Source organism: Phocoenobacter uteri (assembly GCF_900454895.1).
Taxonomy (GTDB): domain Bacteria; phylum Pseudomonadota; class Gammaproteobacteria; order Enterobacterales; family Pasteurellaceae; genus Phocoenobacter; species Phocoenobacter uteri.
In genome coordinates, this window is sequence record NZ_UGTA01000001.1 from 240,571 (window position 1) to 266,371 (window position 25,801).

The following is a 25,801-nucleotide window of genomic DNA, read 5'->3' on the forward strand; positions in this document are numbered from 1 at the left end:
TTCCGTAAATATTACTTATAACCGAAATAAAGTCTGATTAGAATTCTTCCAGTAATCGCTGTTTTAGGCGTTGCTTTTGTTCTTCTGATAAGGCTCTATTTTCCTGTGTAGAAACCACAAAAAAATCGTCCACACGTTCGCCAATAGTGGTTATTTTTGCATTTAATAATTGTAAATTAAGTTCATTAAAAATCTCACTAATATGTGCAAGCAGCCCTTCTCGATCAAGGGTTTTAAATTCAAATTCAGTTTGATCCAAACGAGCATTTTCTAAAAATGTGATGATTGTTTTTTTATTAAATGGTGTAAATTTCATTGATTTTTTTATCAATTTAAATGGTGTTTGAGGTTGTGTTAAAAGCTTAAATAGGGCTTGTTGTAGTTGTTCACAGCGTATTTTTGATAGTGATTGTCCGTTATATTCTGCGATAACAAAACTATCAAAGACTAGTCTATTATTTGTTAAAATTTGAGCTTCTAAAATAGATATTTTCTTTTGGCTTAATAATTGTGCGATAGTCGAAAATAACTTTGGCATATCCAGACAATGTACAAAAAGTTGTGTTAAATTTTGTTGCTCATCACTTGAGACTAACACAAATATTTGTGGGATTTTAGCTTCTAAATACCCTTGAATATGCCACTCCAGTTGCTCTGGAGTATGGCGAATAAAGTAACTGAGGGGACAATTATCCCAAAAATCATTGATTTGTATGATTTGATTCTCAGTGTAGTATTCAGATAATTTTTCACTGATTCTGTTACGGTTAGATAATCCTAATTGCTTGTAATCTACGGGTTTTTCTTTTCCTCGTTGTAACTGGGATTGAGTGGCATAAAACAGTTGTGTGAAAAGTTGCTCTTTCCATTTATTCCAAAAGGTTTTATTTGTTGAGGATATATCTGCAAAAGTTAAGCATAATAATGCGGATAAAGCGGTCTGATTTCCGACAATTTTTGCAAATTCTATAATGACATTAGGAGCATAGATATCTCTTCGTTGTGCTGTCATGGACATCGTTAAATGTTCAGAGACTAGCCACGCTATAAATTTAGCTTGTTCTTCACTTAAATGATGTAACTTTGCAAACTGATAAGCTTCAACAGCACCATTCTCAGAATGACTACCACCGCGTCCTTTGGCAATATCGTGGAACATCGCAGCGAGATATATAATGGTTCGGTCATCAAAATTATTGAATAACTGAGAGCAGAGTGAATAGCTTTCATTATTCGTATTCAATAAATTTTCTAAGGTTTGCATTACTCGAGCAGTGTGTTCATCAACAGTATAAATATGTAACATATTGAATTGCATTAGCCCTGTAATATTTTTCCATTGTGGTAAATAGGCTTTGAGTACCCCAAAATAGTGCATTGGTTTGATTGCTCTGGCGACAAAATTAGGTTGGGAAAATAGCTCAATAAAGCGTTTTCTTGCTTGGGGTAATTCACTGAGCGAAAATGTTAATTTTCCAATAGCTAGACGTAGATATCTTAATGCGGACACACTGGCTTTTGCCTGCGGATATTGGGTTAAATGATAAAATAGATCTAAAATAGAACTGGGATCATCGTTAAAACAGCGGTAATTTTTCTGTGCTGAAATAATATTATCTTGTAAATAAAAATAGCGATCTAAGGGGGTTTTCTCACCTGTACGTTTTTCTTTTTTCAGTACGATTTTTTCAAAGTTAGCTAATAATAAATAGCTTAACTGAGCGATGGATTGTGTCGCTTGAAAATAGTCTCGCATCATTGTCTCGACGGGTTTATTACCTTCCCCTAGATAGCCTAAGCGTTCACTTAATACTAATTGTCGATCAAATCTCAAACGGTTATCGTAGCGTTTAAGCTGTAAATGTAATCCAAAACGCATTTTGAATAAAACGGCTTGGGCTTGTTGCAATTCAGCGTATTCTTCTGCAAAAAGTAGCTGTTGTTCAAAGAGTTCTGATAATGAATAAATACCATAATGTCTAAGCATTACCCACATCAATAAATGTAAATCTCGTAGTCCTCCTGGACTATGTTTTAAATCAGGCTCAAGGTTGTAGCTAGTATTGTGATAACGAGCATAACGCTGTTTTTTTTCGGCTATTTTAGCTTGTAAAAAATCGTCAGTTTTCCAAAAGTCAGGTTGATGAATATGTTCTAAAAGATCGTAAAATGCACGGCTATTTCCAACTAAAAAGCGTCCTTCTAGCATATTTGTCGCCACTGAGATTTCGGCTTTTCCCATATCAACACATTCATCTAAGGTACGAATTGCTGAACCAAGTTGTAGTTTTAGATCCCAAAGCAGGGTGAAAAATTGGTTAAATCGAGCCTGCGTGTCATTATCTAAGGTCGATTGCGTTAGTACTAAAATGTCTAAATCAGATAGTGGAAACATTTCACGGCGACCATAACCGCCAACAGCAATAAGAGTCAGATCATTCCTTTGATCAAATCCAAAATGTTTCCACAAATCTAATAATAACCGATCATAAAAATCGCTACGTTGATGAATAAGAGTTAGGGTTTCTACTTGTAAAAAAGTATCTTGTTGGCTTTGATTAAATGCGGCAAGTTGCTGTCTGAGGTTCGTTATGTTCATATGAAAAGAGCGGTTAAATTTTAATAACTTTTTGCAAATTATAAAAAACGAGGCATAAAGCCTCGTTGGTGTATTTTTACTTGATTAGATAATCTCAGGTGTAATACCAGAGATGAGTAGATCTTCTATTTTATCGCCGTTTAAATCATATTGATGGTAGGTTATACCTTCCATTTCAACATCGCCTAGAAATACGCCACCTTTAACTTTCACAATATCATTATCATCAGCGTTAATAACTAATCCTTCATCTTTACCAACAAGTTTGTCAATAATTGCATTATCAATAATTAAATCTTTCACTGATACATTATTTTGTGTTAAATCTAGAATGTCAGCTCCGTGAAGTTTGGTTTGAATATTTTCAGATGATAAATCTAATTTTCCTGATTCAGTAATTGTTGCTTTATTATCTGAAATAACAATGTCATCACCACCAATAGAATAATCCATTGGGTTAGGCTCAGCTGTTGCACCACTAGAATCATCATCCGCTGTTAAAATATAAAGAGCGGTAGCACCGAATAATACATACCAAGGCGAGAAAGTGAATGTTCCATTCTCAATTTCTTGTCCACCAATCGCTTGTGGTTCAGCCATATTATCTTCTAATACACTGACAGCATTGGTTGGATCTGATGATTCAGGAATATAAGCATAATATTTACCATTTTGGTGCAAGCCAACTAAAACACCCGTTGCATCAGTATTACCAGCTTCACCTTGCATTTCACCGTAATAACCTTTTATTACTACATCAGGAACAATTTCATCAGGAGAGCCACCGCCTTCTCCTTCATCTAGAATAATAAGCAAATCTTGGTCAATTCGTTTAGTAATAATATTTTGCGGAGCTAAACCACTAAGAGTATTAAGTAATTCATAATTCACTCCTCGTTGAGCATCAAGAATCAATAACTCGCCATCAACTAAATCAAAAGTTTCGACTACTTTTTCGCTATCTTTAAGTTTGATTTGAATATTTTTCATTTCTTGTTCCTTTATAAAAAATGTAAATTTTAGTTTAATAGATTATTGGTATTGAATTACTTTTGATAACCGTAAACAACGACTTCAACACGTCTGTTTGGTTGGTTACATAGCATACGTTGTTTTCTATCGTGTGGGAATCGTTGTAAACAATCTCGAACTAGTAAGTTTTTCTCGCCTAAGCCAATAAGATCAATTTTCGCTTTTACGCCTGATGATAATAATGCTTGTTTTACCGTTTCTGCTCGACGTTTTGATAGCGTTAAGTTATAGCTTTCTGAACCCATTGGGTCGGTATACCCTAGAATTTTTAAGCTGGTAATCTTAAATTTATCTGAATTGATTTTCTGTCCAAGTGCTTTAATTTCTTCACGTCCTTTTGGCAACATATTGTTATAATCAAAGCGATTAAACGCAAATAATGAACCTGATTCTAATGTTAATTTACCCAAAACAGGTTGGTCACATAAGCCATTATTTTTAACTCTTGATAATGTTTGAGAAACACGTCTTAAATTTTGAATGGCATTTTTTCCTTCTGATTCAGATACTCGCTGAAAGATAGGTTGATTTTTATCATTGAGGAGAATTTTGATATATTCCGTTGTGCCTGAGACAAAATTATAATCAATGCCTGTATCACGAGCAGCAAAACGATCTTTATGAGAGAAAGTAGGTAATAATTTTTCACCTGTTGAGCAGACCAAAGAGCCACGATAACTACCATCTAAAATTGAAGCAAAATAATCGCCATCAATAAATACGTTTACTGCAGGTCCTTCAAACGCCCCTCTTTCTCTGAAAAAATAAACTAATGATTGTTTATCTCCCATTTTAGCCATTGGGACAGTTTTTCCATCAAAGGTTGTCCATTGTTCTAATTTTCCATTAGCACTTGATTTCAAATCACTTGAAACACAAGCTGCTAGCAAAGGAAGAGTGAGTCCTAATGCAATAATTTTTTTCATAAAATAACCTATTTATTGTAAATTATAAGAAAATATTTCCGATTGTAACATAAAAATAATGTTGTAAATAACAAAAAATAGACTTTGTGATCTTGATCACTTTTTGCAAATTTTTTATTAAATTTAACCGCTTATTTTGCCTTATTATCTAACTGTTCTTTCGCCATTAAAATACTTTTTTCTAGAATTTCAGCTTTTGGATCATCTTGTGGGATAAGTTGTAACATCATCGCCCAAGTTGCGATTGCTCTTTCATAATTTTCTTTTTCAAAATAGTGAAAGGCGAGTAAACTTAATGCGTCAAGGTTCGTATGCTCTACTCGCAATACTTCTTTTAATAATTTTCTACCTTGCATATTTTCAATTTGCTCGCGAGAGAAAAGCAAGAAGCGTGCGTAAGCAATTTTATATCTTACATTATCTGGGTCAAGTTTATGTGCCTGTGCAAAGCTATCAAACGCAAGCTGTCCGTTTTCCTGTAATGAGGCAATCTCGCCTAATTTCCACCAATTTTGTGCATTTTTTGGATCTTTTTGCAATTTTAGACGTAACGCAATCGTAAATTGTTGTAATTCACTTTGATCCATTGGCTTGGTTTCGTCTTGTAAGCGGCTATAAAAATAAGGCAATTTTTGATAAGTTTTTTCTAACATCATTTGTTGTTGCCACGAACCGACTTTGAGATAACCTAAGGCAGCAATAATAAGCAAGGTTAAAAAACCTGAAACGCCCCAAATTTTGCCAAAACTTTTTTTATTTTCTCGGATTTCTTCCTGTTCAGGAATATCTTGTAATAATGCTTGTTGTAGCTCTGTTTTAACCTGTGTACTATTTTCTATTAAGCCTTGATTTTCATCGTCTTTTAGTTCTTGCACGCGATTAAGATAAAGGGCTTTATTTAATTCGTTACGATCAATTCCTTTATTTTTCAGTGTGTAGCGAAAAAAAGGATAAAAGGCGACAATGCCAATAATCAAGGTTATCAGAATTGCGATTAGCCAAAATGTCATTTGTTATTCCTTGTTTTTGAGTAACGCTTCTAAACGCTGTTGTTCCGAAGCGGTAAGATTTTCTTCATTTTTTGCAATTTTTTGTACTGCTACTTTTTTTGAACGACGGCTTATCACAAAGAAAAGACCAAACAAAATTAGTATCATAGGAGCAATCCATAAGATCGCCGTCGCCGTCGTCATTGGCGGATCGTAAGTGACAAAATTACCGTAACGTTCTACCATATAGCCGATAATATCTTGTTTTTGTTTGCCTTCTTGTAGTAGCTCAAACACTTTAGCTCGCATATCCACCGCAATGGTTGCATTAGAGTCAGCAATATTATTATTTTGGCACTGTGGGCAACGCAGTTGTTGAGTAAGCGTATGATAATCTTCTTCTTGTTGTGCCGATGAAAAATCAAGTGCGTCAATCGCACCGAAAGCTGAAAGGCTAAAACAAAAAAGGAATAAATAGAGTATTTTTTTCATTATTTTTCAATTAATTTATTATAAATGGGTTGTAATTTTTCTTGCCAAACTTTTGGATTAACATCGCCTGTATGACGATAATGGATAATGCCGTTGCCGTCCACAATAAAGGTTTCTGGTGCACCGTAAACCCCGAGATCTAATCCAAATGAGCCTTTTTCATCTTTTACGACAGTTTTATAAGGATTCCCCAATTTTCTTAGCCATTGCTGTGCTTTTTTAGGATCATCTTTATAATCTACACCAATAATGTTAATCCCTTGTTTTGCCAACACGTTTAAATATTGATGTTCTGCATAACAAGTTGGACACCACGTTGCCCACACATTCACTAATAGCGGTTTGCCTTGCTTAAATAACGTATTATCGTGATTTTTATCTTCAAAAAGATCCGCTAAGGTTTTTGCTGGCACAGGCTTGCCTATTAAGGCACTTTCTAAGGCTCGTGGATCATTGCCTTGTGCATTACGTTGTAATTGCACAAAAAAAGCAATTATCAAGACTAAAAAAACGATCAAAGGAATATAAAGTTTTTTATTCATAAAATTAACCTACATTATATTTGGGCGTATGCAATACGCCCCTACATTTATTTTACTAAGCGAGAAAAACGATAACGGCGATCAAAAATACAAAGAATGCCACCAAGAGCCATAAATACGCCACCAAACCAAATCCAACGGATAAATGGTTTGTAATATAAACGCAATGCCCACGCACCATCTGAAAGCTGTTCGCCTAATGCAACGTATAGATCACGGCTAAATCCCCAATCTATTGCCGCTTCTGTCATTGACATTTTGCTGACCGTATAAAAACGTTTTTCAGCGAATAATGTTGTTTCAGGTTGTCCATTTTTTGTAATATCAATTTGAGCTTTACCGCCAATATAGTTTGCACCGTTAGCGTCTGAAATGCCTTTTAAGGTAAAGTTATAATCGGCGATTTGTACGCTTTCTCCCACTTTCATTCGCACATCACGTTCAACGCTGTAATTTTGGCTAAATGCAATTCCCCAAACCGTCATTGCGACACCTAAGTGAGCGGATAACATTCCCCAGTGAGAACGAGAAAGTTTTGTCATTCCAACAAAAAAGCTGTGTCTGTGGGTTGAGCGTTGCTGTAATTCATATAGGCTTAATAGCACGATGAATACGGCGATCATTGTGCCGATTACTGCGGTTACTGTGATTTTATTTTGTAACACAAGCGGTAAAATAAATCCTGAAATTAGCATAATTATCAAGCTAATTATCACAGGTTTACGAATTGCACAGAATTGATCACGTCGCCATTTTAATAACGGTCCTACACCAAGTAACAATGCAAATGGAATCATAATGTATAAGAACATTTGATCAAAGAACGGTGCACCAACTGAAATCGAGCCTAGTCCTAATTGTTTATGAACAAGGGGTAATAATGTGCCAAGAAAGACTACTGTTAATGCGGTCATTAAGAAAATATTATTCAAAAAGAGAGCTGTTTCACGAGAATAGCGTTCCGCATTATCACGTGAGCGAATTTGACTGCCTTTATAAGCATATAATCCAAGCGAGCCACCAATGACCACTATTAAGTAAGCAAGGATATATAGCCCACGAGTAGGATCTGATGAAAAGGCGTGTACGGAAACCAAAATGCCTGAACGCACAAGGAATGTGCCTAATAAACAGAGTGAGAACGCTAAAATTGCGAGTAACACTGTCCACGCTTTGAATGAACCACGTTTTTCTGTTACTGCCAGAGAATGTAATAATCCCGTTCCTGCAAGCCAAGGCATTAACGAGGCATTTTCAACTGGATCCCAAAACCACCAGCCACCCCAGCCAAGTTCGTAGTATGCCCACCAAGAACCTAACACTATTCCTAATGTAAGAAAAATCCACGCAGCCATTGTCCAAGGGCGAGACCATCTTGCCCAAGCGGTATCAAGTCGTCCTGTCATCAATGACGCAATCGCAAAGGCAAAGGCAACCGAGAATCCCACATAGCCCATATAGAGCAATGGCGGGTGGAAAATTAAGCCAACATCTTGTAATAAAGGATTCAACTCTCGTCCATTTACTGGAAAATCAGGGAAGGTACGATCAAAAGGATTTGAGGTAAATAATACAAAGATTAAAAATCCAATCGCGACAATACCTAAAATACCTAACACACGAGCAACAGCTTCTTGGGGTAACGGTTTGCTAAAAAAGGCAACCGCTGTACTCCAAAGAGAAAGCAACCAAATCCATAATAATAGTGAGCCTTCGTGAGATCCCCACACTGCGGATAAACGGTATTCCAAAGGTAAATTCGTATTGGAATTGTTTACGATATATTGCACTGAGAAATCATTGGTCGCAAATAAATAGAATAATGCTCCAAAAGATAAGGTTAAGCTTAAAAATAAGCTGTATGCCATTGGACGAGCCAACGCCATTAGCTGAGCATTGCCTTTTTCTGCTCCCCATAGAGGGAAAATGGCTAATAATAATGAAATCGCTAAACTGAGCGATAACGTATAGTTTCCTAACTCAGCGATCATTGAGAACCTTCTTTTAATTGCTGACGATCTTTTTCGCTTTCACCTGTTAAGTTTGATACGCCCATTGGTTTATGGACTTTTTTCATTTGATCGCCTAACTCTGGTGGCACATAGTTTTCATCGTGTTTTGCAAGCACTTCGGTCGCTTGTAATACTTTTGGTTCAACTAATACCCCTTGTGCCACAATACCTTGCCCTTCACGGAATAAATCAGGCAAAATTCCTTCATATTTTACCGTAATTGATGGACCGATATCGTTCAAATCAAATTTTACTTTTAAGCTATTATTATCACGCTCAACCGTGCCAACAACAACCATTCCCCCCACACGGATACGTTGTCCTACTTCTGGTTTGGTTGAAGCGTCATTATTTTTACCATAAATCACTTCTGATGGTGTATAAAATAAGTCAATATTTTGGCGTAATGCGTAAAGCATTAAGGTTGATGCAATGGTTACACCTAATAGCACAAAAATAATGATAGTTAGTCTGGATTTACGTCTCGGGTTCATAAACTTCCTCTTGCTGTTTGTTGGCGTTGTTTACGCTGTTGTTCTCGTTTTATTTCTTTAAATAAGGCTTTTTTGCTCGTCATACTTTGTACACCTAAGGCTAAAATTGCCACAAAAGAAATCCCATAAGCGAGCCAGACATAAAAACCATAGCCCCCCATATTGAAAAAATCACTCCAAGATTGAAAAAACATTGTTGCTCCTACTACATAGAGGCAGGGCATTCCCTGTCTCTACAATATAAATTATAAAAATGTGTAAATTTTTGATTAAATATGACCGCTTATTTTACTAAATTTTGTACCCAAGGGCGATGGCGTTCATTGCTGACTAATTCTACTCGATAACGCACTAAGCTAAACCAAATATAAAGAGTCATAAAACCAAAAATACATAAAATAAGTGGCATTAGCATTGGTGCAGCAATAGACGGTTTTTCAAATTTTGTGATACTCGCACCTTGATGTAATGTATTCCACCATTCTACTGAAAAGTGAATAATGGGTAAGTTAATCACGCCAACAATACATAAAATTCCTGCAGCTTTTGCACCGACATTGGTGTCTTGAAAAGCAGAATAAAGTGCAATAACGCCAATATAAAGGAAAAATAAAATAAGTTCAGCGGTTAAGCGAGCGTCCCACACCCACCAAGTTCCCCACATTGGTTTGCCCCAAATCGCACCTGTCACCAGTGCAATAAAGGTTAAAACAGCCCCAATGGGAGCCATTGCGATCATCGCAATATGGGCTTGTTTGATTTGCCAAACCAATGCCACGATAGCTGCGATTGCCATTGAACCATAAACACCCATTGACCAAATCGCACTTGGGACGTGAATATACATAATTCTAAAACTATTTCCTTGCTGATAATCAGCAGGTGCGTAAGCCAGTCCCCAAACTATGCCTACGGCTAATAAAATAACGCTTAACACAGCAAAAAATGGAATAAATTTTCCACATAAATGATACTGCGTTTCTGATTTAGCGTAAGGATGTAACCATTTCCACATTCTTTCTTTCCTTTATTGATCTAAACTAATTCTTAATGATGCTGCAATAGCAAAGGGCGATAAGGTCATTGCGATCGCCAAAAAGGCACCTAAAATAGCAAGTTGTCCGTGATAAGGCAACTGTAAATTTGCCGCGTCTAATATTGATGATGAAAAAATTAACACAGGGATGAACAGCGGTAAAACCAGTAAACTCAATAGCACGCCACCTTTTCTTAATCCCACAGTTAAGGCGACACCTATCGCACCAATACAGCTTAAAATAGGGGTGCCGACTAATAATGTGAGCACCAACGCCCACCAAACATTCACTTCCAGAGAGAGTAGCAAAGCGGCAATCGGTGATAATAAAATAAGGGGCAAACCTGTTAATAACCAATGGGCGATCACTTTTGCTAAAACGATGATAGGTAGCGGTTGAGAAAGTAACATTATTTGCTCTAATGAACCGTCGATAAAGTCATCTCGGAATAAGCGTTCAAAAGAGAGCAACGCTGAAAGCAACGCAGCCACCCATACAATACCAGCGGCTATTTTTGAAAGCAATACAGGATCTGACCCCACAGTGAGTGGGAATAAGGTTAAAACAATCAGAAAAAACCATAATGGGTTTAAAATTTCTGCTTGTTTTCGCATTGCGATTTGTAATTCTCTTTTTATAATTTGATTAAATATCATCATTGTTATCCTGATATTTATACTTTTCTAATCGAAGTATTTTTAATTTTTCACTCGGAATTTCTTGATGGCTGGTTAAAATCACGATTCCGCCTTGCTGAGTATGTTGCTCAAATAATTGCGTTAAAACTTGAACACCTTGTTTATCAATCGCATTAAAAGGTTCATCTAAAATCCACAACGGAGCATTGGATAACCATAATCTCGCTAATGCAATACGTTTTTGTTGCCCTGCTGAAAGTTGGCTTGCGATAATATCTTCTCGCCCAAACAAACCAACTTTTTGTAAAACATCCCACAAAATATCATCACCTTGCTTACAATCTGTCACTTTTTGATAAAATTGTAAATTTTCCCAAGCTGTCAATTCTTGCTTAATTCCTGCAAGGTGTCCTAAATAGAGCAGATTATGATGATACTCTTCACGATTTTTTTTAATTTCGCAATTATTCCAAAAAATTTGACCGCTTAACGGTTGAGCCAGTCCGACTAAAATGCGTAATAAACTGGTTTTTCCAATCCCATTATGCCCTTCAATCTGCACAAAATCGCCAGACTTCCAACAATAATCTAAATTGCTGAATAATATTTTATTGCCTCGCTGACAAGTGAGTTGTACTACTTTTAATCGATTATTTATCATTTATTAAATAGGTGTTTTATCAAAATCCCGCTAGTTTATCAAAAAGTAAGGCTTAGTGATACGTTATAGGATTTTTTTATCGGGATTATTTTGTAAAAAGAGGCGTTAACTTATTATATTTATTGAACTAATTTAGAGTAATAAAAAATGGCGAAATCAATTCGCCATTTTTGTTTTTTATTGTTTCCACCAAATCGCTAAATCAGGGAAGATAATTAACAACGATAAGGCAATAATTTGTAGTACGATAAATGGTACTAGTGATTTAAAAATTAACCCTAATGAAATATCCGGTGGTGCGACGGATTTTAGATAAAACGCCGCAGGTCCAAATGGTGGTGATAAGAAGGAAACTTGCATATTCATACAAAATACCACGCCGAACCAAACGGGATCATAACCAAGTCCTGTAATAATAGGTACAAAAATTGGCATTGTTAAAAGTGCGACCCCCACCCAGTCAAGGAACATTCCAAGCACAAGTAAGATAACCATCATAATTAGCAATGTGCCAATCGGGCTACCATTACTTAATGCAAGAATGGTTTGCTCTACAAATTTAATGCCGCCCATTAAGTTATAAACACCGACTAATGCGGTTGCACCAATACCAATCCAGATGATCATTCCGCAAGTTCGCATTGTGGCTAAGGCACTTTCTTTTAACATTTCTCTGCTTAATTCGCCACGAATTAACGCACTGATCATAATACCTACCACTCCCAGTGCTGAGGCTTCAGTAACGGACGCAATTCCACCATAGATACTACCCAAAACGACTACAACAGAGAGAATAGGGAAGAATAAGGCTTTAAAATAATTAACGGGTTGCTCTTCGTTTGCTTTTACTTCTTCTGCTGACGGTAAGGGGGCAAGCTGTGGTTTTAAGTAAGAAAGTACTAAAACGTAAATAATATAGAATGAGGCTAAAATAAGTGCTGGAATAAATGCACCTTTAAAGAGATCGCCGATAGAAACGCTGGCAGTTAAACCATAAATGATTAACACGATACTTGGCGGTAACATCGTACCTAATGCACCACCTGAACAGCAGGTTCCGATGGCTAATTTTTTATCATAACCTAAACGAAGCATTTGTGGTAAGGCAAGCATACCAAGTAGGACTGTTTCGCCACCGATCACTCCTGACATTGACGCTAAAATGACGGCAACAACTAATGTTTGAATCGCTAAACCACCACGTAAGCGTTTTGCAAATAATCGCATTGCGTCAAAAAGATCACGAGCAATACCAGAGCGGTCGAGCATTGCAGCCATTAACACAAACATTGGCACAGCAAGGAAAACAAAATCCGTTACAAAACTGTACATTCGGCTGGTAATCAATGGCACAGCGTCCATACCAAACCAACCGAAGAGGAAAAATAACGCAACAAAACCAGTGACAAAAGCCAGTTGCATCCCTGTTAGTAATAATCCAATCATCATTACTAACATTAACAGGCTACCATAACCTAATCCGAGTGAGGCTAAATCAAACATTTTTACCTCCAAGTAATAAACGTATTTCAGCGATAAGTTTTAGAATAAATTGGATTGAAACGATGATCATTGTTATCAGAATAATGGCTTTTAAATAGGCGGGAAAGTGGGTATTCCACGCTGTGCCTGAGGTTTCTAATTGCCAATCGCCCCAAGGTTTTATCCAAGATTCTTTTGCCATTTTATACGCCGCCCAAGTCATCATTGATGAAAACGTTAACCCCATAATATGATGAAAAATATTAAGCCAGTGGCGGGTTTTTGTGGTGACATTATCATAAATCAGCACAACACGAACGTGTTTATCGGTGGCAAGGGCGTAAGCACCACCAAAAATAAAGAGAGAACCACCCAAAAATATGGCGGTTTCGTGAACCCAAATCGTTGGCGAATTTAGTACATAGCGAAGAAAAACTTCAAGAAAAGTGATGGCGACAATAAATAAAAAAATAAGACTGAGCTTTTCCCCAATCCATTCAATCACTTTATCTAAACGAGTTTTAATTTCAGGCGTGTTTTCCATAATATTATTCCTAATAGTCTAAAAGTGGGAGAGTTATCTCCCACTTTATATATTAAGCGTTTACAACAAATCTTTTGATTTTAGATATGCTGTCACAGAGTCATACACTTTCTGTGCATTTGGCGAACTTTTCGCAAATTTTTCCCATTGTGTTTTTGCAATTGCACGGAATTTTTTACGTTCTTCTGGTGACCAGTTATGAATGGTGATTTTTGGATTCTTCATTGCTTCTTGAACCGCTTCATCGTCAGCTTTTTTCAAGGTTGAAGTGATATCAATTGCAAAGTCTTTAACTGACTGGGTTAACAATGCTTGTTGCTCTTTTGTCATTTCATCCCATTTTTTCTGACTGATAGATACATCAATTAAAGGCAATGAGTGGAAACCAGGTTGAACAGGGTGTGGTGCAATATCATTTAACCCATTTTTATGGTTAGTTGAGAATACCGTATAATCGGCTGCATCAATCACACCTTTACTTAATCCCGTAAATACTTCTGAACCAGGTAAATTAACAGGTGCTGCTCCCGCTGCTGCAAATACGTGTTGAATTAAACCTTCAGGCGCACGTAATTTCAAGCCTTTTAAGTCTTCAACGCCATTAAGTGGTACTTTTGAAACAAAAGATTCCACACCCGTTGTTGAAGCCCCTACAAATTTCACGCCATAAGGTTTATATAATTCGGTAAGTAATTCATTACCACCACCATTATTCATATAATCTAATAATTGAGAGGTATCAGACCAAGCCCCTACCATATTACCTAATAATCCAAATGCAGGATCTTTTCCTGAGAAGTAGCTCAATGCTGTGACATGACCATCAATGATCCCCATTCTGATAGAATCTAAGGTTTCCGTATGTTTTACCACGCTTCCAGCTGGCAATAAATCAATTTCAATTTCACCGTTAGAGTCTTTTTTTAGTTTCTCTACCCATTTTTTCTGAATTTGGAAGTTTTGATCACCAGATGGATCTGATGATTGCATTTTTAATGTAATTGCTGACGCTGATAACGCGGAAAGTGAAAATGCACCAGCAACTAAAAGAGAAATTAACTTTTTGTTCATAAGAATACCCTCAATGAAAGTGATGAAAAGAAAGTAAGCAATAATAAGTCATTATTCTTACTTCTGTTATTTTAAAGTTACCAGTAACAATCATTTGTTGCAAATGCTATTTTTAAAATTTGTGACATAGTTCACAAATAAAGATTTTTATCATGAAATAAGGAATTTTTCATCTAAAAACCTGAATAAAAATGGCATTTTTACTCTGTTATGTCTTGTTACCGATAACATAAAGGGGTAGAATATTTTTAGAATTTCTAATTCTAGGAGGTTAATGGTGTCAAACACAGGGAAAAGTTTTATTTTAATGGGGGTTTCTAGCACCGGAAAAACCAGTGTTGGAACGGCTGTTGCACAACAACTCGGCTTAAAGTTAATTGATGGTGATGATCTGCATCCAAGAGCAAATATAATAAAAATGCGAGAAGGTCAACCACTGAATGATCTTGATCGAGCACCTTGGTTAGAGCGTATCCGCGATGCCGCATTTAGTCTTGAGCAAAAATCAGAAAAGGGGATTATCATTTGTTCAGCCTTAAAAAAACAGTATCGAGATTTAATCCGTGATGGAAATAAAAATATTAAATTTATTTTCTTATCGGGTAGCTTTGAACTGATTTTAGAGAGAATGCAAAAAAGAGAAGGGCATTTTATGAAAACGGATATGCTAAAAAGTCAATTTTCTACTTTGGAAGTGCCTTCATCTGATGAAAAGGATGTTTTACATATCAATATTGATACAAGTTTTGATGAGGTCGTCAAAGCGTGTGTGGAAAAAATCAAACCTTTTATATAAAAAAATAGTGTGAATAAAAATTCACACTATTTGTAAAAAGTTGGAAAAATATAACCGCTTACTTTCTTATTTTTGACCTAATAATTGTCTGATTTGGGCTTTTAAGATATTGATCGCGACACGGTTTTTTCCGCCTCTTGGTACAATAATATCCGCATATTGTTTAGAAGGTTGGATAAATTGTAAGAACATTGGACGAACAGTTTTGTTATATTGTGAAATGACCGAATCCATTGTACGTCCACGCTCTTCCATATCACGTTTTAAACGACGAATAAAACAGATATCCAAAGGTGCATCCACAAAAATTGACATATCTACTTCATTACGAATTTTTTCGTCCGTAAGTAATAAAATCCCTTCAAGAATAATCACGCGTTTTGGCTCAAAAGCACGAACCGTTGGCAGACGAGTATGCTCTACATAGCTATACTCTGGAATTTCAATCGCATTCCCCGATTTTAATGCTTGCAGATGTTCAACAAGTAATTCGTGATCCATCGAATTTGGGTGGTCATAGTTTGTTTTAATACGCTCTTCCATTTCTAAATGGCTTTGATCACGATAATAAGCATCTTCTGAAATGATGCCAATATCATCAATGCCAAGCTCGGCTTTTAATTCATTGTAGATAGTAGAGGCGATAAGACTCTTTCCTGAAGCGGAAGCTCCTGCAATCGCAATGACGATGCAAGAAGATTTTTGAGTTGAATTTGACATAGGTATATCCGTTTTGTAGCTAAAATTTCTAAGATTATAACGCAAAATGAGTTCTTTTGTGGATAGATATAGCGTAGTTTAGTAAAATATTTGCAAATTTTTAACAAAATCGTACCGCTATGACATTTAATCTACACTTTAAGCTACCTAAAATTACCGAAAAACACCAAGATCATCAAACGCTGGGCAATCTGATCGGGCATTCTGATACTCTTGCGATTGCAGAATCCGCACAGCAATTTGATGGCGTGAGCGTGGTGGTGACACCGGATATTCAAACAGCGTTACGCTTAGAAAGTGCATTGCCCCAATTTAGTTCGCTACCTGTTCAGCTTTTTCCTGATTGGGAAACCTTGCCTTATGATAATTTTTCACCTCACCAAGAAATTATTTCCAATCGCTTATCCGCATTATTCCAACTGCAACAGGGCAACAAACAGATTTTTTTACTGCCTATCCACACCTTGCTACAAAAAATTTGCCCACCAAGTTATTTAGGAAATAATGTCTTTTTAATCAAAAAAGGCGACCGTTTTTCTATTAACCAATTACGCTTACAGCTAGAAAATGCAGGCTATCGTGCGGTGGAACAGGTGTTAGAATATGGCGAATATGCGGTGCGAGGCTCAATTCTTGACCTGTATCCAATGGGAAGTGATGAGCCATTTAGATTAGATTTTTTTGATGATGAAATTGATTCTATCCGCACCTTTGATGTGGATACTCAGCGTACGATTAAAGAAATTGAAAAAATAGATTTATTGCCAGCCCATGAATTTCCAACCGATGAACAAGGCATTGAATTTTTTAGAAAAAAATTCCGAGAAACCTTTGCAGAAATTCGCCGAGAGCCAGAGCATATTTATCAGCAAGTGAGCAAAGGCGTATTAAATGCCGGGATTGAATATTGGCAGCCCCTCTTTTTTGAAGAAATGGCGTCACTTTTTGATTATCTACCAAAAAATAGCCTGTTTATTACCTTTGATAAAATCGCTGAAAAAGCAGAACTATTTCAAAAGGATACCCAAAATCGTTTTGAAAATCATCGGGTTGATCCAATGCGACCATTACTTGAACCGAGCGAATTGTGGTTTAAAATGGACGAGATCAACCGTCATTTAAAAAATTATCCACGTTTAACGCTAACCACAGAAAAAATCCGTCAATCAGTTGCAAAAACTAATGCAAATGTGACCGCTTTACCGGATATTGCGATAACGTCTAGCCAAAAAAATATCTTTAAAAATTTTGAAGATTTCTACACGAATTTTAACGGCAAGATTCTCTTTTCAGTGGAAACACAGGGACGACGTGAAACTTTACTCGATTTGATTGCACCGTTAAATATCAAACCAAAACAGATTTCTTCCCTTGATGAAATCAGCGAACCATTTAGCTTAATGATTGGTTCATTGGATCAGGGTTTTATTTTAGAACAAAAAAACAGTGAAAATACAAGCGGTCAATTTTTAGCAATAATTTGCGAAACGGATCTACTCGGCGAAAAAGTTCATCAGAAAGCACGCCGAGAAAAAACGCGTAGCACAGTCAATCCTGATACTGTCGTTCGTAACCTTGCCGAACTAAAAATCGGACAACCTGTTGTACATTTAGAAAATGGGGTCGGTCGTTACAATGGCTTAGTTACCTTAGACGCGGGTGGCATAACCGCAGAATACCTGATTTTGCAATACGCAGGCGATTCTAAATTGTATGTGCCCGTTTCATCATTGCATTTAATTAGCCGTTATATTGGCGGAACCGATGATAACGCACCATTGCATAAATTAGGCAGTGAAGCTTGGGCGAAATCACGTCAAAAAGCGGCTGAGAAAATTCGTGATGTAGCGGCAGAATTACTTGATGTTTATGCAAAACGAGAAACTAAAAAAGGATTTGCATATCAATATGATAAAGACCTTTATAAGCAGTTTAGTGCCACTTTTCCTTTTGAAGAAACCGAAGATCAACAACTCGCGATCAATGCGGTTATCAGCGATATGTGTCAGCCAAAAGCAATGGATCGCTTAGTGTGTGGTGATGTGGGCTTTGGTAAAACAGAAGTGGCAATGAGAGCCACATTCTTAGCGGTAATGAACAGCAAACAAGTGGCGGTATTAGTGCCAACAACCTTACTTGCTCAACAACATTTTGAAAATTTCAAAGATCGTTTTGCCGATTTTCCTGTTAATGTTGAAATGATTTCTCGCTTTAAAACCGCAAAAGAGCAAAAAGCGGTCTTGGAAAAAGTGGCAGAAGGGCAAGTAGATATTTTAGTTGGCACCCATAAATTATTGCAAAATGATGTTGAATTTAAGGATCTTGGCTTGCTGATCATTGATGAGGAACACCGTTTTGGGGTTCGACAAAAAGAGAAGATTAAACAGTTACGTGCCAATGTGGATATTTTAACGCTAACAGCGACACCGATTCCACGTACTTTAAATATGGCGTTTAATGGTATTCGTGATTTATCTATTATCGCAAGCCCACCCGCTCGTCGTTTGAGTACCAAAACTTTTGTACGCCAAAATGATGAGAGTGTGATCAAAGAGGCGGTATTACGTGAAATTTTACGTGGTGGACAAGTGTATTATCTACATAATGATGTTGCCACCATTGAAAATTGTGCCGATAAATTAGCAGAGTTAATTCCTGAAGCACGCATTGTGATCGGACACGGACAAATGCGAGAACGTGAGCTAGAACGTGTGATGAGTGATTTTTATCATCAACGTTTTAACGTACTTGTCTGCTCAACCATTATCGAAACAGGGATTGATGTTCCAACGGCGAATACCATTATTATTGAACGTGCCGATAAATTTGGTTTAGCCCAACTTCATCAATTACGAGGACGAGTAGGGCGTTCGCACCATCAAGCCTATGCTTATTTATTAACACCACCGATTAAAACCTTAACCAAAGACGCCAAGAAACGTTTAGAGGCATTGGAAACATTAGATAGCTTAGGGGCAGGTTTTATGTTAGCTACCCAAGATTTAGAAATCCGTGGGGCGGGGGAATTGCTTGGGAGCGAGCAAAGTGGACAAATCAGCTCCATCGGTTTTTCTCTGTATATGGATTTACTTGAAAATGCGGTGCAAGCCCTACAAAATGGGCGAGAACCAACCCTAGATGAAATTACGCAACAACAAGTTGAAATCGAATTGCGAATTTCCGCCTTGCTACCTGATGATTATGTGCCAGATGTAAATATGCGATTATCTTTTTATAAACGTATTGCCAGTGCTGAAAATAGCCGAGAATTAAAAGATCTCAAAATAGAACTGATCGATCGTTTTGGATTGCTACCAAATGCGACCAAGAATTTATTTGAAATCACTCAGCTTCGCCATATCGCAAAACAGCTTGAATTGAAAAAAGTGGATGCAGGAATAAACGGCGGTTATTTAGAATTTAAAGAAAATGCCACGCCAGATCCAATGAAATTCTTAAAATTGATACAAGAACATAAAGAAATTTACCAATTTGATGGGCCATTTAAGTTTAAATTTAAGAAAAAATTAACAGAACCAAATGAGAGATTAGCCTTCGTTAGTCAGCTACTTAGTAGCATAATGAACAAATAGCGGTATAATTTTATCTATTTTTTGCAAAAATTGACTAAACCTTAGGCTAACAAAAAAAAAATCAAAAATAGCATTTGACATCAAACAAGAAATCTCTAAAATACGCAGTCATTGAAACGCTACTGAATAAGTGGCGTTTTTTAGCGGGAATAGCTCAGTTGGTAGAGCACGACCTTGCCAAGGTCGGGGTCGCGAGTTCGAGCCTCGTTTCCCGCTCCAATCTTTTATAGAGATGTTTTAAAGCGTTGCCCGAGTGGTGAAATCGGTAGACACAAGGGATTTAAAATCCCTCGGCTTTCGGGCTGTGGCGGTTCAAGTCCGCCCTCGGGCACCATTTAAAATACTTATAAAAGCGTACCAAATAAAAGTTTTGCGGGAATAGCTCAGTTGGTAGAGCACGACCTTGCCAAGGTCGGGGTCGCGAGTTCGAGCCTCGTTTCCCGCTCCAATCTTTTATAGAGATAGTTTTAAAGCGTTGCCCGAGTGGTGAAATCGGTAGACACAAGGGATTTAAAATCCCTCGGCTTTCGGGCTGTGGCGGTTCAAGTCCGCCCTCGGGCACCATTTTAAAACACAAAACCAAATTTAAAATATTGCGGGAATAGCTCAGTTGGTAGAGCACGACCTTGCCAAGGTCGGGGTCGCGAGTTCGAGCCTCGTTTCCCGCTCCACTCTTTTATAGAGATAGTTTCAAAGCATTGCCCGAGTGGTGAAATCGGTAGACACAAGGGATTTAAAATCCCTCGGCTTTCGGGCTGTGGCGGTTCAAGTCCGCCCTCGGGCACCATTCATAACCTATTTGAAGTCGAAAGGTTATAGAAAAGAAGATAGCACCTTAAGGTGCTTTTTTATTACCTAAAATTTATCTTGTATACTTTCTTATAACAGATTTATTATTTCTTATAGTTATCTACCATTTATTTTTTGAAGGTCTCCCTTAATTAGGTAGGGAAAAAGTGATAAATGAACTAGAAAGTTTATTTAGACTATTAAACGAATATTATATATGGTAATGGGCTGATAAAGAATCATTACATTATTTTATAAAAGATTTTTTAATAAAAAGAGTTGGCGATTATCAATGAGATAATAAAAACCAACTCATTTTATTACTATACCTCAATTTTTATGAAACTATAGATTATAAATCAACAGTATTTGGTAAGATGACCAAGTCTCGAACAACTACGCTTGGAGAACGTGTAAGCATAAATAAAACAGCCTCAGCAACTTCTCGAGGCTGCATTAATGAGCCATTAGCTAATGCCTCTTCCATTTTTGCTTTAGGCCAATCATCAAGTAAAGCTGTAACTACTGGACCTGGTAATACCGCCCCCATACGGATTCCATATTGGGATACTTGTCGACGGGTACTGTGTAAAAAAGCTTGTATTGCAAATTTTGATGCTGTATATATTGGCTCCCAAACGACTGGTACAACACCAGAAATAGAGCTAGTAAATATAATATCACCTTTACGTCTCTTTATCATTGCAGGGAGAACGGCTTGTACACATCGAAATGTTGTATTAATATTTAAGTTTAACATACGATCCCATTCATCAGGGTTTCCCTCTGCAGCAGCACCTCCTATATAGGATCCGACATTTGCATGAAATGCATCCAAAGGACCACCGACTAACTCTTCAATTTTAGGCAACATAGTAGATACCTTAGGTCCATCAAATAAATCAATCGCAAATGGAAATGCATTATCGCCTAAATTTTTACAAATTTTTTGCAATTGCTCCTCTGCTCTATCAATTAGAACAACTTTTGCACCTTCTTCAATTAAAATAGTTGCACAAGCTAAACCGATACCAGACGCTGCACCTGTAATTGCAATATTTTTGCCTTGCATAGTATTTGACATAATATTTCTCCTTTAATGATATTGATAGGTAACTTTATTTATTTAGCGTTTTAATTGCACTCTCTTCAATCGCTAAACTATCTTTAAATCGTTTCAAAAATATATTAAATCCAGTAACATCAGATGGGTCGGTTTGTATAGTAGATTGTTTTGATTGTATAAATACACGTTCCGATAAAAATGAAGCTAAGGTTTCATCTTCTTTTTTCTCTGACATATAAGCAGATAGAATAGCAATTCCCCATGCACCACCTTCACTTGCATTTTCCATCACACAAACAGGGGTATTAAAAGCTGCTGCCATAAGTTTTTGAGCAACATCTTTAGTTTTAAAAATACCGCCATGTCCTGTGATTTTGTCCAAATGCACTTGTTCTTCATCAAACAATATATCTAAACCAATTTTTGTGGTTGCTAATGTGGAAAATAAATGAGTTCGAATAAAATTACTTAATGTAAATTTACTATTAGGTAAACGTGCAAAGATAGGTCTTCCTTCATCAAATGGTAAAATATTTTCTCCTGATAAGAAACAATATGATAATAGACCACCACAGTCCGAATCACCATTCAATGAAGATTTAAATAATAGATTAAATAATGTTGCATCATCAATATCTTCACCTTTAAGTTGGCAAAATTCTTTAAAAATTCCTACCCAAGCATTCAAATCAGAGCTACAATTATTAGCATGAGCCATAGCAACTAAATCTCCCGCAGGAGTGGTTACCATATCTATTTCAGGATGTACTCGTTTTAACTCTTTCTCAAGAACTATCATAGCAAAAATAGATGTACCAGCCGATATATTACCAGTCCTTTGAGCCACACTATTGGTTGCAACCATTCCTGTTCCTGCATCTCCTTCAGGTGGACACATTGGAATACCAGATTTAAGATGTCCTGTTATATCTAATAATTTTGCACCATTCATTGTTAATACGCCAGCAGGTTCACCAGCACACATGACTTGAGGAAGAATTTTTTCTAGTTCCCAAGTTAATGACTGTTTTTTTGCTAATGTATTAAATTTCATAATCATATCTGCATAGTAATTACCTTTCTGTGTATCAATGGGAAACATTCCTGAGGCATCACCAATCCCCAATTTTTTTTCACCCGTTAACATCCAATGAATATAACCAGAAAGTGTAGTAAGATAATCAATATCTTTAATATGTGGTTCTTTATTGAGCATAGATTGATAAAGGTGAGCAATGCTCCAACGTTGTGGAATATTGTAATTAAAGAGTTCTGTTAATTCTTCTGCTGCTTGTAATGTGATGGTATTTCTCCATGTTCTAAATGGTACTAATAACTCATTATTTTTATCAAAAACCATATAACCATGCATCATTGCACTAATACCAATTGATTTTAATGTTTCAATGTAAATACCATATTCATTAAATACCTGTAAAGTAAGATCTTTGTATGCACTTTGTATTCCTAACCAGATCTTTTCTAAAGAATATGTCCAAATTCCATCTATTAGCTGATTTTCCCAACTAAAACTTCCTGTTGCGATGGGTTTATATTCCTCATCAATTAAAACTGCCTTAATTCGGGTTGAACCTAATTCAATACCAAGAACAGCCTTTCCTGTTGTAATTGTTATCTTGCTCATTTTATTTCTCCTATATTATTTTTGTAATTTTTGAGCAATATCAGCGAGTGAATTGCCAATGATTTTATATTTTTCAAATCGTTTTTGAATAATTCTATGTCGGTTTATACTAGGTGTGTAATATGTATACGAAGGTTGAAAATCATTCAATAATTGTTCTATAGATCTTTCTTGTTGGCTCCCTACAATTGCACAGAAAGCTGCTGAACTACATCCTGGTTGTTGTAATTCAATCGTTTCAATAGGTATATTTATCGCATCGCAAAATAGTTGCATCCAATATTTTGAATTAGAAGGACCGCCCGTAAAACGGACTTTCTTTATAGCTGGTTCTAAAGTAATAATACGTTCATGATGTATTAAATATGATAAGACAACACCTTCATAAATAGCTTTAAGAAAGTGTTCTTTTTTATGATGTGCTTGTATGCCATAAAATTGTCCCTTTAAATCTAGAGATATATTAGAACCATATAAGTATGGAAAAAAGAATAAGTTATCATTATTTTCTTCTAGTTTATTTAAACACGATTCAATCTCAGAGAATATATTATTGTTTTGCTCCATAAAATTATCAATAAACCATTGTAAATTACTAGCAGAAGTTGGTGAACCTTCATGTACAAAAAACATATTATTTAGAGCGTAACGTCCCCAAATGTATGGATATTCATTATCAATAATTTTATTTTTTATTCGAGTTGTGATAGCCCAAGTTCCTGCAATTATGTTTAATATTTCTTCATTAGTAACACCTGAAATAATAGCTCCACCGATAACATCAAAAAAACCACCATATAATGGGGTACCTTTTGCCAACCCTGTTAATTGAGCTGCTTCAGTGGTCACTGTGCCAGCCTGTTCAAATGATGAAATAATAGGTGGAAAAAAAGATATGGCATCTTTTAATCCAAATAGATCTAACATATTTTTATCATAAGAATTTTGATTAATATTATAAGCATTACTTCCTGAAATATTGGTAATTTCAGCATATTTTTTACCAGATAATTTAAACCGGATATAATCATGAGCCATCAATACAGTATCAATTTTTTGATAATTCTCGGGTTCATTCTCTTTAATCCACGCTAATAAGGAAACTGGATGAGCTGTCCAAAGTTGTTGTCTTCCAAGCTTGTATGTCTTTTTATCAATACCTTGTTTAACCCATTCTTTTACAACTGATATTGCTCGAGTATCACTAGAAATTATTCCTTTTCGTACAGGATTACCTTCTACATCTATAAGGTATAAGCCCTTACCATGAGCAGAAAACCCCAACCCCTTAATTTCAGTATTTTTGATGCCTGACTTATTAATACAATTCTGGATACACCAACAAACGCTATCCCAGAAATCATATAAGTCACGTTCTACCCAACCCGGATGTTGTGTAAAAATATTATTGCTTCTTTCTGAAACTATAACTTCTTTACCCTGTGAGGTATAAAGCCCTGCTTTAGTTATGGTACCGCCAATATCTATACCTAAATAGTACATACTTTTCTCCATTACTTTTATTATTTATTTAATAATAAAATTAGTAGGTCAAGCTCAACTCAACCTACTAGTATCAATATTATGGATTCAACAATACCTTAATTGATTCAAGTTTTTCAGCCATTTTAAAAGCTTCCTTATAATCATCTAAAGAATATTGATGTGTAACTATTCCTTTTGAGGTAACTAATCCCCGATCAAATAAGTCAATAGCAACATCATAAGCATAAGGTCCTAAGTGAGCCCCCATAATATCTAACTCTTTGCGATCTCCAATGACAGACCAGTCAGTAGTTGTTTCATGACTAAATACGCTAAATTCTACAAAACGACCTAATTTTCTGATCATTTCTAAACCTTGAGTTACAGCTTTTGGATTACCTGTTGCTTCAATATAAACATCACAGCCATACCCTCCGGTTAGATCTTTAACAATTTTTTGTACATTATCTGTTGTAGGGTTTAAAGTTAGATCTGCACCAAATTGTTTAGCAAGTTTAAGCCGTTCATTATCCATATCAATGACAATAAATTTCTTCGGTGTTAGTAATGGTATTAATTGAGCCATACATAAACCTAGTGGTCCAGCACCAGCGAGAACTACAATGTCAGCCCAGTCTATTTTTGCTCGACGAACAACATGTATAGCACAAGCCATTGGTTCTAATAATGCTGCATCTTCTAATGACATCGTTTTAGGGATTTTATGAACATAATCATGAGCATAAAATTTCATATATTCAGCCATACCACCATCAGCAACATCTTTTTGGAAACCTCGAATATTGTGTGTTTCACACATCCAATATTTTCCACTGCGACAAAAACGACACTTTCTACAAGGTACAATTTGTTCAGATATAACATGATCACCAATTTCAATATTGTGTAGTTCAGCTGCTCCTTCACCTAATGCTTCAACAATCCCCCAGTATTCATGGCCTGGAACTACTGGTGTTTTAACCCAACTATCTTCTAGATTACCATTTCCCCAAAACATCGGTGCTCCAGCACATGCTTTAATATCTCCCGCACAAATTCCACAAGATTTAACTTTGACTAAAACTTCTCCTGGTCCAATTTTTGGTTTTGGGATATTATTTTCTAGACGATAATCACTTGGACCATAACACACAACACCTTTCATTTTTTCTGACATTTTATTACTCC

At 36.3% G+C, this 25,801-nt stretch carries 22 protein-coding genes and 6 tRNA genes; 8 read left to right on the forward strand and 20 right to left on the reverse strand.

Annotated features, from left to right (window positions below):
• Positions 1–37: 37 nt before the first annotated feature.
• The 15 genes from glnD to DYE60_RS01150 all read right to left on the reverse strand — a co-directional run bounded on the left by glnD (position 38) and on the right by DYE60_RS01150 (position 14,519).
• The gene (glnD, locus tag DYE60_RS01080) at positions 38–2,599 is read right to left on the reverse strand and encodes a bifunctional uridylyltransferase/uridylyl-removing protein GlnD (protein ID WP_115314794.1); all 2,562 of its coding nucleotides are present in this window, start codon (positions 2,597–2,599) and stop codon (positions 38–40) included.
• A gap of 84 nt (positions 2,600–2,683) precedes the next feature.
• Positions 2,684–3,589 (reverse strand): hypothetical protein, encoded by a 906-nt coding sequence (locus DYE60_RS01085; protein ID WP_115314795.1) that lies wholly within the window; start codon positions 3,587–3,589, stop codon positions 2,684–2,686.
• Positions 3,590–3,645: 56 nt separating this feature from the next.
• The gene (locus tag DYE60_RS01090) at positions 3,646–4,557 is read right to left on the reverse strand and encodes an OmpA family protein (protein ID WP_115314796.1); all 912 of its coding nucleotides are present in this window, start codon (positions 4,555–4,557) and stop codon (positions 3,646–3,648) included.
• Positions 4,558–4,688: 131 nt separating this feature from the next.
• Positions 4,689–5,567 (reverse strand): c-type cytochrome biogenesis protein CcmI, encoded by an 879-nt coding sequence (gene ccmI, locus DYE60_RS01095; RefSeq protein WP_115314797.1) that lies wholly within the window; start codon positions 5,565–5,567, stop codon positions 4,689–4,691.
• 3 nt (positions 5,568–5,570) lie between these two features.
• Entirely contained in the window at positions 5,571–6,038 is a 468-nt protein-coding gene (locus DYE60_RS01100) for a cytochrome c-type biogenesis protein (RefSeq protein ID WP_115314798.1), read from the reverse strand.
• Entirely contained in the window at positions 6,038–6,580 is a 543-nt protein-coding gene (locus tag DYE60_RS01105; protein ID WP_115314799.1) for a DsbE family thiol:disulfide interchange protein, read from the reverse strand. The genes DYE60_RS01100 and DYE60_RS01105 overlap by 1 nt, the downstream gene beginning before the upstream one ends.
• A 47-nt stretch (positions 6,581–6,627) precedes the next feature.
• Positions 6,628–8,571: a heme lyase CcmF/NrfE family subunit gene (locus DYE60_RS01110; protein ID WP_115314800.1), complete on the reverse strand. Its 1,944-nt coding sequence runs from the start codon at positions 8,569–8,571 to the stop codon at positions 6,628–6,630.
• Positions 8,568–9,086 (reverse strand): cytochrome c maturation protein CcmE, encoded by a 519-nt coding sequence (gene ccmE / locus DYE60_RS01115; protein WP_115314801.1) that lies wholly within the window; start codon positions 9,084–9,086, stop codon positions 8,568–8,570. Before ccmE ends, DYE60_RS01110 begins: the two co-directional genes overlap by 4 nt.
• Complete coding sequence (gene ccmD / locus DYE60_RS01120) at positions 9,083–9,280, reverse strand: heme exporter protein CcmD (protein WP_115314802.1); 198 nt, start codon at positions 9,278–9,280, stop codon at positions 9,083–9,085. Before ccmD ends, ccmE begins: the two co-directional genes overlap by 4 nt.
• 89 nt (positions 9,281–9,369) lie before the next feature.
• Positions 9,370–10,101 carry a heme ABC transporter permease gene (locus DYE60_RS01125; protein ID WP_115314803.1) on the reverse strand — a complete coding sequence of 244 codons (732 nt, stop codon included), beginning with the start codon at positions 10,099–10,101 and terminating at the stop codon, positions 9,370–9,372.
• 12 nt (positions 10,102–10,113) lie between these two features.
• Complete coding sequence (gene ccmB / locus DYE60_RS01130; RefSeq protein WP_115314804.1) at positions 10,114–10,779, reverse strand: heme exporter protein CcmB; 666 nt, start codon at positions 10,777–10,779, stop codon at positions 10,114–10,116.
• Positions 10,769–11,422 (reverse strand): cytochrome c biogenesis heme-transporting ATPase CcmA, encoded by a 654-nt coding sequence (gene ccmA, locus DYE60_RS01135; protein WP_115314805.1) that lies wholly within the window; start codon positions 11,420–11,422, stop codon positions 10,769–10,771. The genes ccmB and ccmA overlap by 11 nt, the downstream gene beginning before the upstream one ends.
• Before the next feature lie 177 nt (positions 11,423–11,599).
• Positions 11,600–12,925, reverse strand: coding sequence for a TRAP transporter large permease (locus tag DYE60_RS01140; protein WP_115314806.1), 1,326 nt, complete (start codon positions 12,923–12,925; stop codon positions 11,600–11,602).
• On the reverse strand, positions 12,918–13,448 hold the full coding sequence (locus DYE60_RS01145) for a TRAP transporter small permease subunit (RefSeq protein ID WP_115314807.1): 531 nt from the start codon (positions 13,446–13,448) through the stop codon (positions 12,918–12,920). Before DYE60_RS01145 ends, DYE60_RS01140 begins: the two co-directional genes overlap by 8 nt.
• Before the next feature lie 60 nt (positions 13,449–13,508).
• Positions 13,509–14,519 (reverse strand): TRAP transporter substrate-binding protein, encoded by a 1,011-nt coding sequence (locus DYE60_RS01150; protein ID WP_115314808.1) that lies wholly within the window; start codon positions 14,517–14,519, stop codon positions 13,509–13,511.
• Positions 14,520–14,793: 274 nt separating this feature from the next.
• On the opposite strand from DYE60_RS01150, the gene DYE60_RS01155 reads away from it, so the two are divergent.
• The gene (locus tag DYE60_RS01155; RefSeq protein WP_115314809.1) at positions 14,794–15,315 is read left to right on the forward strand and encodes a gluconokinase; all 522 of its coding nucleotides are present in this window, start codon (positions 14,794–14,796) and stop codon (positions 15,313–15,315) included.
• Positions 15,316–15,381: 66 nt separating this feature from the next.
• Here the strand turns inward: DYE60_RS01155 and udk are convergent, their stop codons facing one another.
• Positions 15,382–16,035, reverse strand: coding sequence for a uridine kinase (udk, locus tag DYE60_RS01160; protein ID WP_115314810.1), 654 nt, complete (start codon positions 16,033–16,035; stop codon positions 15,382–15,384).
• Between the two features lie 119 nt (positions 16,036–16,154).
• Between udk and mfd the strand changes: the two genes are divergently transcribed.
• From mfd to DYE60_RS01195, 7 genes are all read left to right on the forward strand, one after another.
• On the forward strand, positions 16,155–19,628 hold the full coding sequence (gene mfd / locus DYE60_RS01165) for a transcription-repair coupling factor (RefSeq protein WP_115314811.1): 3,474 nt from the start codon (positions 16,155–16,157) through the stop codon (positions 19,626–19,628).
• Between the two features lie 143 nt (positions 19,629–19,771).
• A tRNA-Gly gene (locus DYE60_RS01170) sits at positions 19,772–19,847 on the forward strand.
• A 28-nt stretch (positions 19,848–19,875) separates the two neighbouring features.
• Positions 19,876–19,962: transfer RNA gene (locus DYE60_RS01175), tRNA-Leu, on the forward strand.
• Between the two features lie 38 nt (positions 19,963–20,000).
• Positions 20,001–20,076, forward strand: a tRNA-Gly gene (locus DYE60_RS01180).
• A 29-nt stretch (positions 20,077–20,105) separates the two neighbouring features.
• Positions 20,106–20,192: transfer RNA gene (locus DYE60_RS01185), tRNA-Leu, on the forward strand.
• A 31-nt stretch (positions 20,193–20,223) separates the two neighbouring features.
• Positions 20,224–20,299 (forward strand) — tRNA-Gly (locus DYE60_RS01190).
• Between the two features lie 29 nt (positions 20,300–20,328).
• Positions 20,329–20,415 (forward strand) — tRNA-Leu (locus DYE60_RS01195).
• 354 nt (positions 20,416–20,769) lie between these two features.
• Here DYE60_RS01195 and DYE60_RS01200 read toward each other — a convergent pair.
• The 4 genes from DYE60_RS01200 to DYE60_RS01215 form a co-directional block, all read right to left on the reverse strand.
• The gene (locus tag DYE60_RS01200; protein ID WP_115314812.1) at positions 20,770–21,501 is read right to left on the reverse strand and encodes an SDR family oxidoreductase; all 732 of its coding nucleotides are present in this window, start codon (positions 21,499–21,501) and stop codon (positions 20,770–20,772) included.
• Between the two features lie 34 nt (positions 21,502–21,535).
• Entirely contained in the window at positions 21,536–23,128 is a 1,593-nt protein-coding gene (locus DYE60_RS01205) for a xylulokinase (protein WP_115314813.1), read from the reverse strand.
• 15 nt (positions 23,129–23,143) lie between these two features.
• Positions 23,144–24,631 (reverse strand): FGGY-family carbohydrate kinase, encoded by a 1,488-nt coding sequence (locus DYE60_RS01210; RefSeq protein ID WP_172460345.1) that lies wholly within the window; start codon positions 24,629–24,631, stop codon positions 23,144–23,146.
• A gap of 79 nt (positions 24,632–24,710) precedes the next feature.
• On the reverse strand, positions 24,711–25,790 hold the full coding sequence (locus tag DYE60_RS01215) for an alcohol dehydrogenase catalytic domain-containing protein (protein WP_115314815.1): 1,080 nt from the start codon (positions 25,788–25,790) through the stop codon (positions 24,711–24,713).
• Between the last annotated feature and the right edge of the window lie 11 nt (positions 25,791–25,801).

Coding starts and splice junctions, on each gene's coding strand:
- glnD (WP_115314794.1), bottom strand. CDS start 2,599: ATGAACATAACGAACCTCAGACAGCAACTTGCCGCATTTAATCAAAGC.
- DYE60_RS01085 (WP_115314795.1), bottom strand. CDS start 3,589: ATGAAAAATATTCAAATCAAACTTAAAGATAGCGAAAAAGTAGTCGAA.
- DYE60_RS01090 (WP_115314796.1), bottom strand. CDS start 4,557: ATGAAAAAAATTATTGCATTAGGACTCACTCTTCCTTTGCTAGCAGCT.
- ccmI (WP_115314797.1), bottom strand. CDS start 5,567: ATGACATTTTGGCTAATCGCAATTCTGATAACCTTGATTATTGGCATT.
- DYE60_RS01100 (WP_115314798.1), bottom strand. CDS start 6,038: ATGAAAAAAATACTCTATTTATTCCTTTTTTGTTTTAGCCTTTCAGCT.
- DYE60_RS01105 (WP_115314799.1), bottom strand. CDS start 6,580: ATGAATAAAAAACTTTATATTCCTTTGATCGTTTTTTTAGTCTTGATA.
- DYE60_RS01110 (WP_115314800.1), bottom strand. CDS start 8,571: ATGATCGCTGAGTTAGGAAACTATACGTTATCGCTCAGTTTAGCGATT.
- ccmE (WP_115314801.1), bottom strand. CDS start 9,086: ATGAACCCGAGACGTAAATCCAGACTAACTATCATTATTTTTGTGCTA.
- ccmD (WP_115314802.1), bottom strand. CDS start 9,280: ATGTTTTTTCAATCTTGGAGTGATTTTTTCAATATGGGGGGCTATGGT.
- DYE60_RS01125 (WP_115314803.1), bottom strand. CDS start 10,101: ATGTGGAAATGGTTACATCCTTACGCTAAATCAGAAACGCAGTATCAT.
- ccmB (WP_115314804.1), bottom strand. CDS start 10,779: ATGATATTTAATCAAATTATAAAAAGAGAATTACAAATCGCAATGCGA.
- ccmA (WP_115314805.1), bottom strand. CDS start 11,422: ATGATAAATAATCGATTAAAAGTAGTACAACTCACTTGTCAGCGAGGC.
- DYE60_RS01140 (WP_115314806.1), bottom strand. CDS start 12,925: ATGTTTGATTTAGCCTCACTCGGATTAGGTTATGGTAGCCTGTTAATG.
- DYE60_RS01145 (WP_115314807.1), bottom strand. CDS start 13,448: ATGGAAAACACGCCTGAAATTAAAACTCGTTTAGATAAAGTGATTGAA.
- DYE60_RS01150 (WP_115314808.1), bottom strand. CDS start 14,519: ATGAACAAAAAGTTAATTTCTCTTTTAGTTGCTGGTGCATTTTCACTT.
- DYE60_RS01155 (WP_115314809.1), top strand. CDS start 14,794: ATGGTGTCAAACACAGGGAAAAGTTTTATTTTAATGGGGGTTTCTAGC.
- udk (WP_115314810.1), bottom strand. CDS start 16,035: ATGTCAAATTCAACTCAAAAATCTTCTTGCATCGTCATTGCGATTGCA.
- mfd (WP_115314811.1), top strand. CDS start 16,155: ATGACATTTAATCTACACTTTAAGCTACCTAAAATTACCGAAAAACAC.
- DYE60_RS01200 (WP_115314812.1), bottom strand. CDS start 21,501: ATGTCAAATACTATGCAAGGCAAAAATATTGCAATTACAGGTGCAGCG.
- DYE60_RS01205 (WP_115314813.1), bottom strand. CDS start 23,128: ATGAGCAAGATAACAATTACAACAGGAAAGGCTGTTCTTGGTATTGAA.
- DYE60_RS01210 (WP_172460345.1), bottom strand. CDS start 24,631: ATGTACTATTTAGGTATAGATATTGGCGGTACCATAACTAAAGCAGGG.
- DYE60_RS01215 (WP_115314815.1), bottom strand. CDS start 25,790: ATGTCAGAAAAAATGAAAGGTGTTGTGTGTTATGGTCCAAGTGATTAT.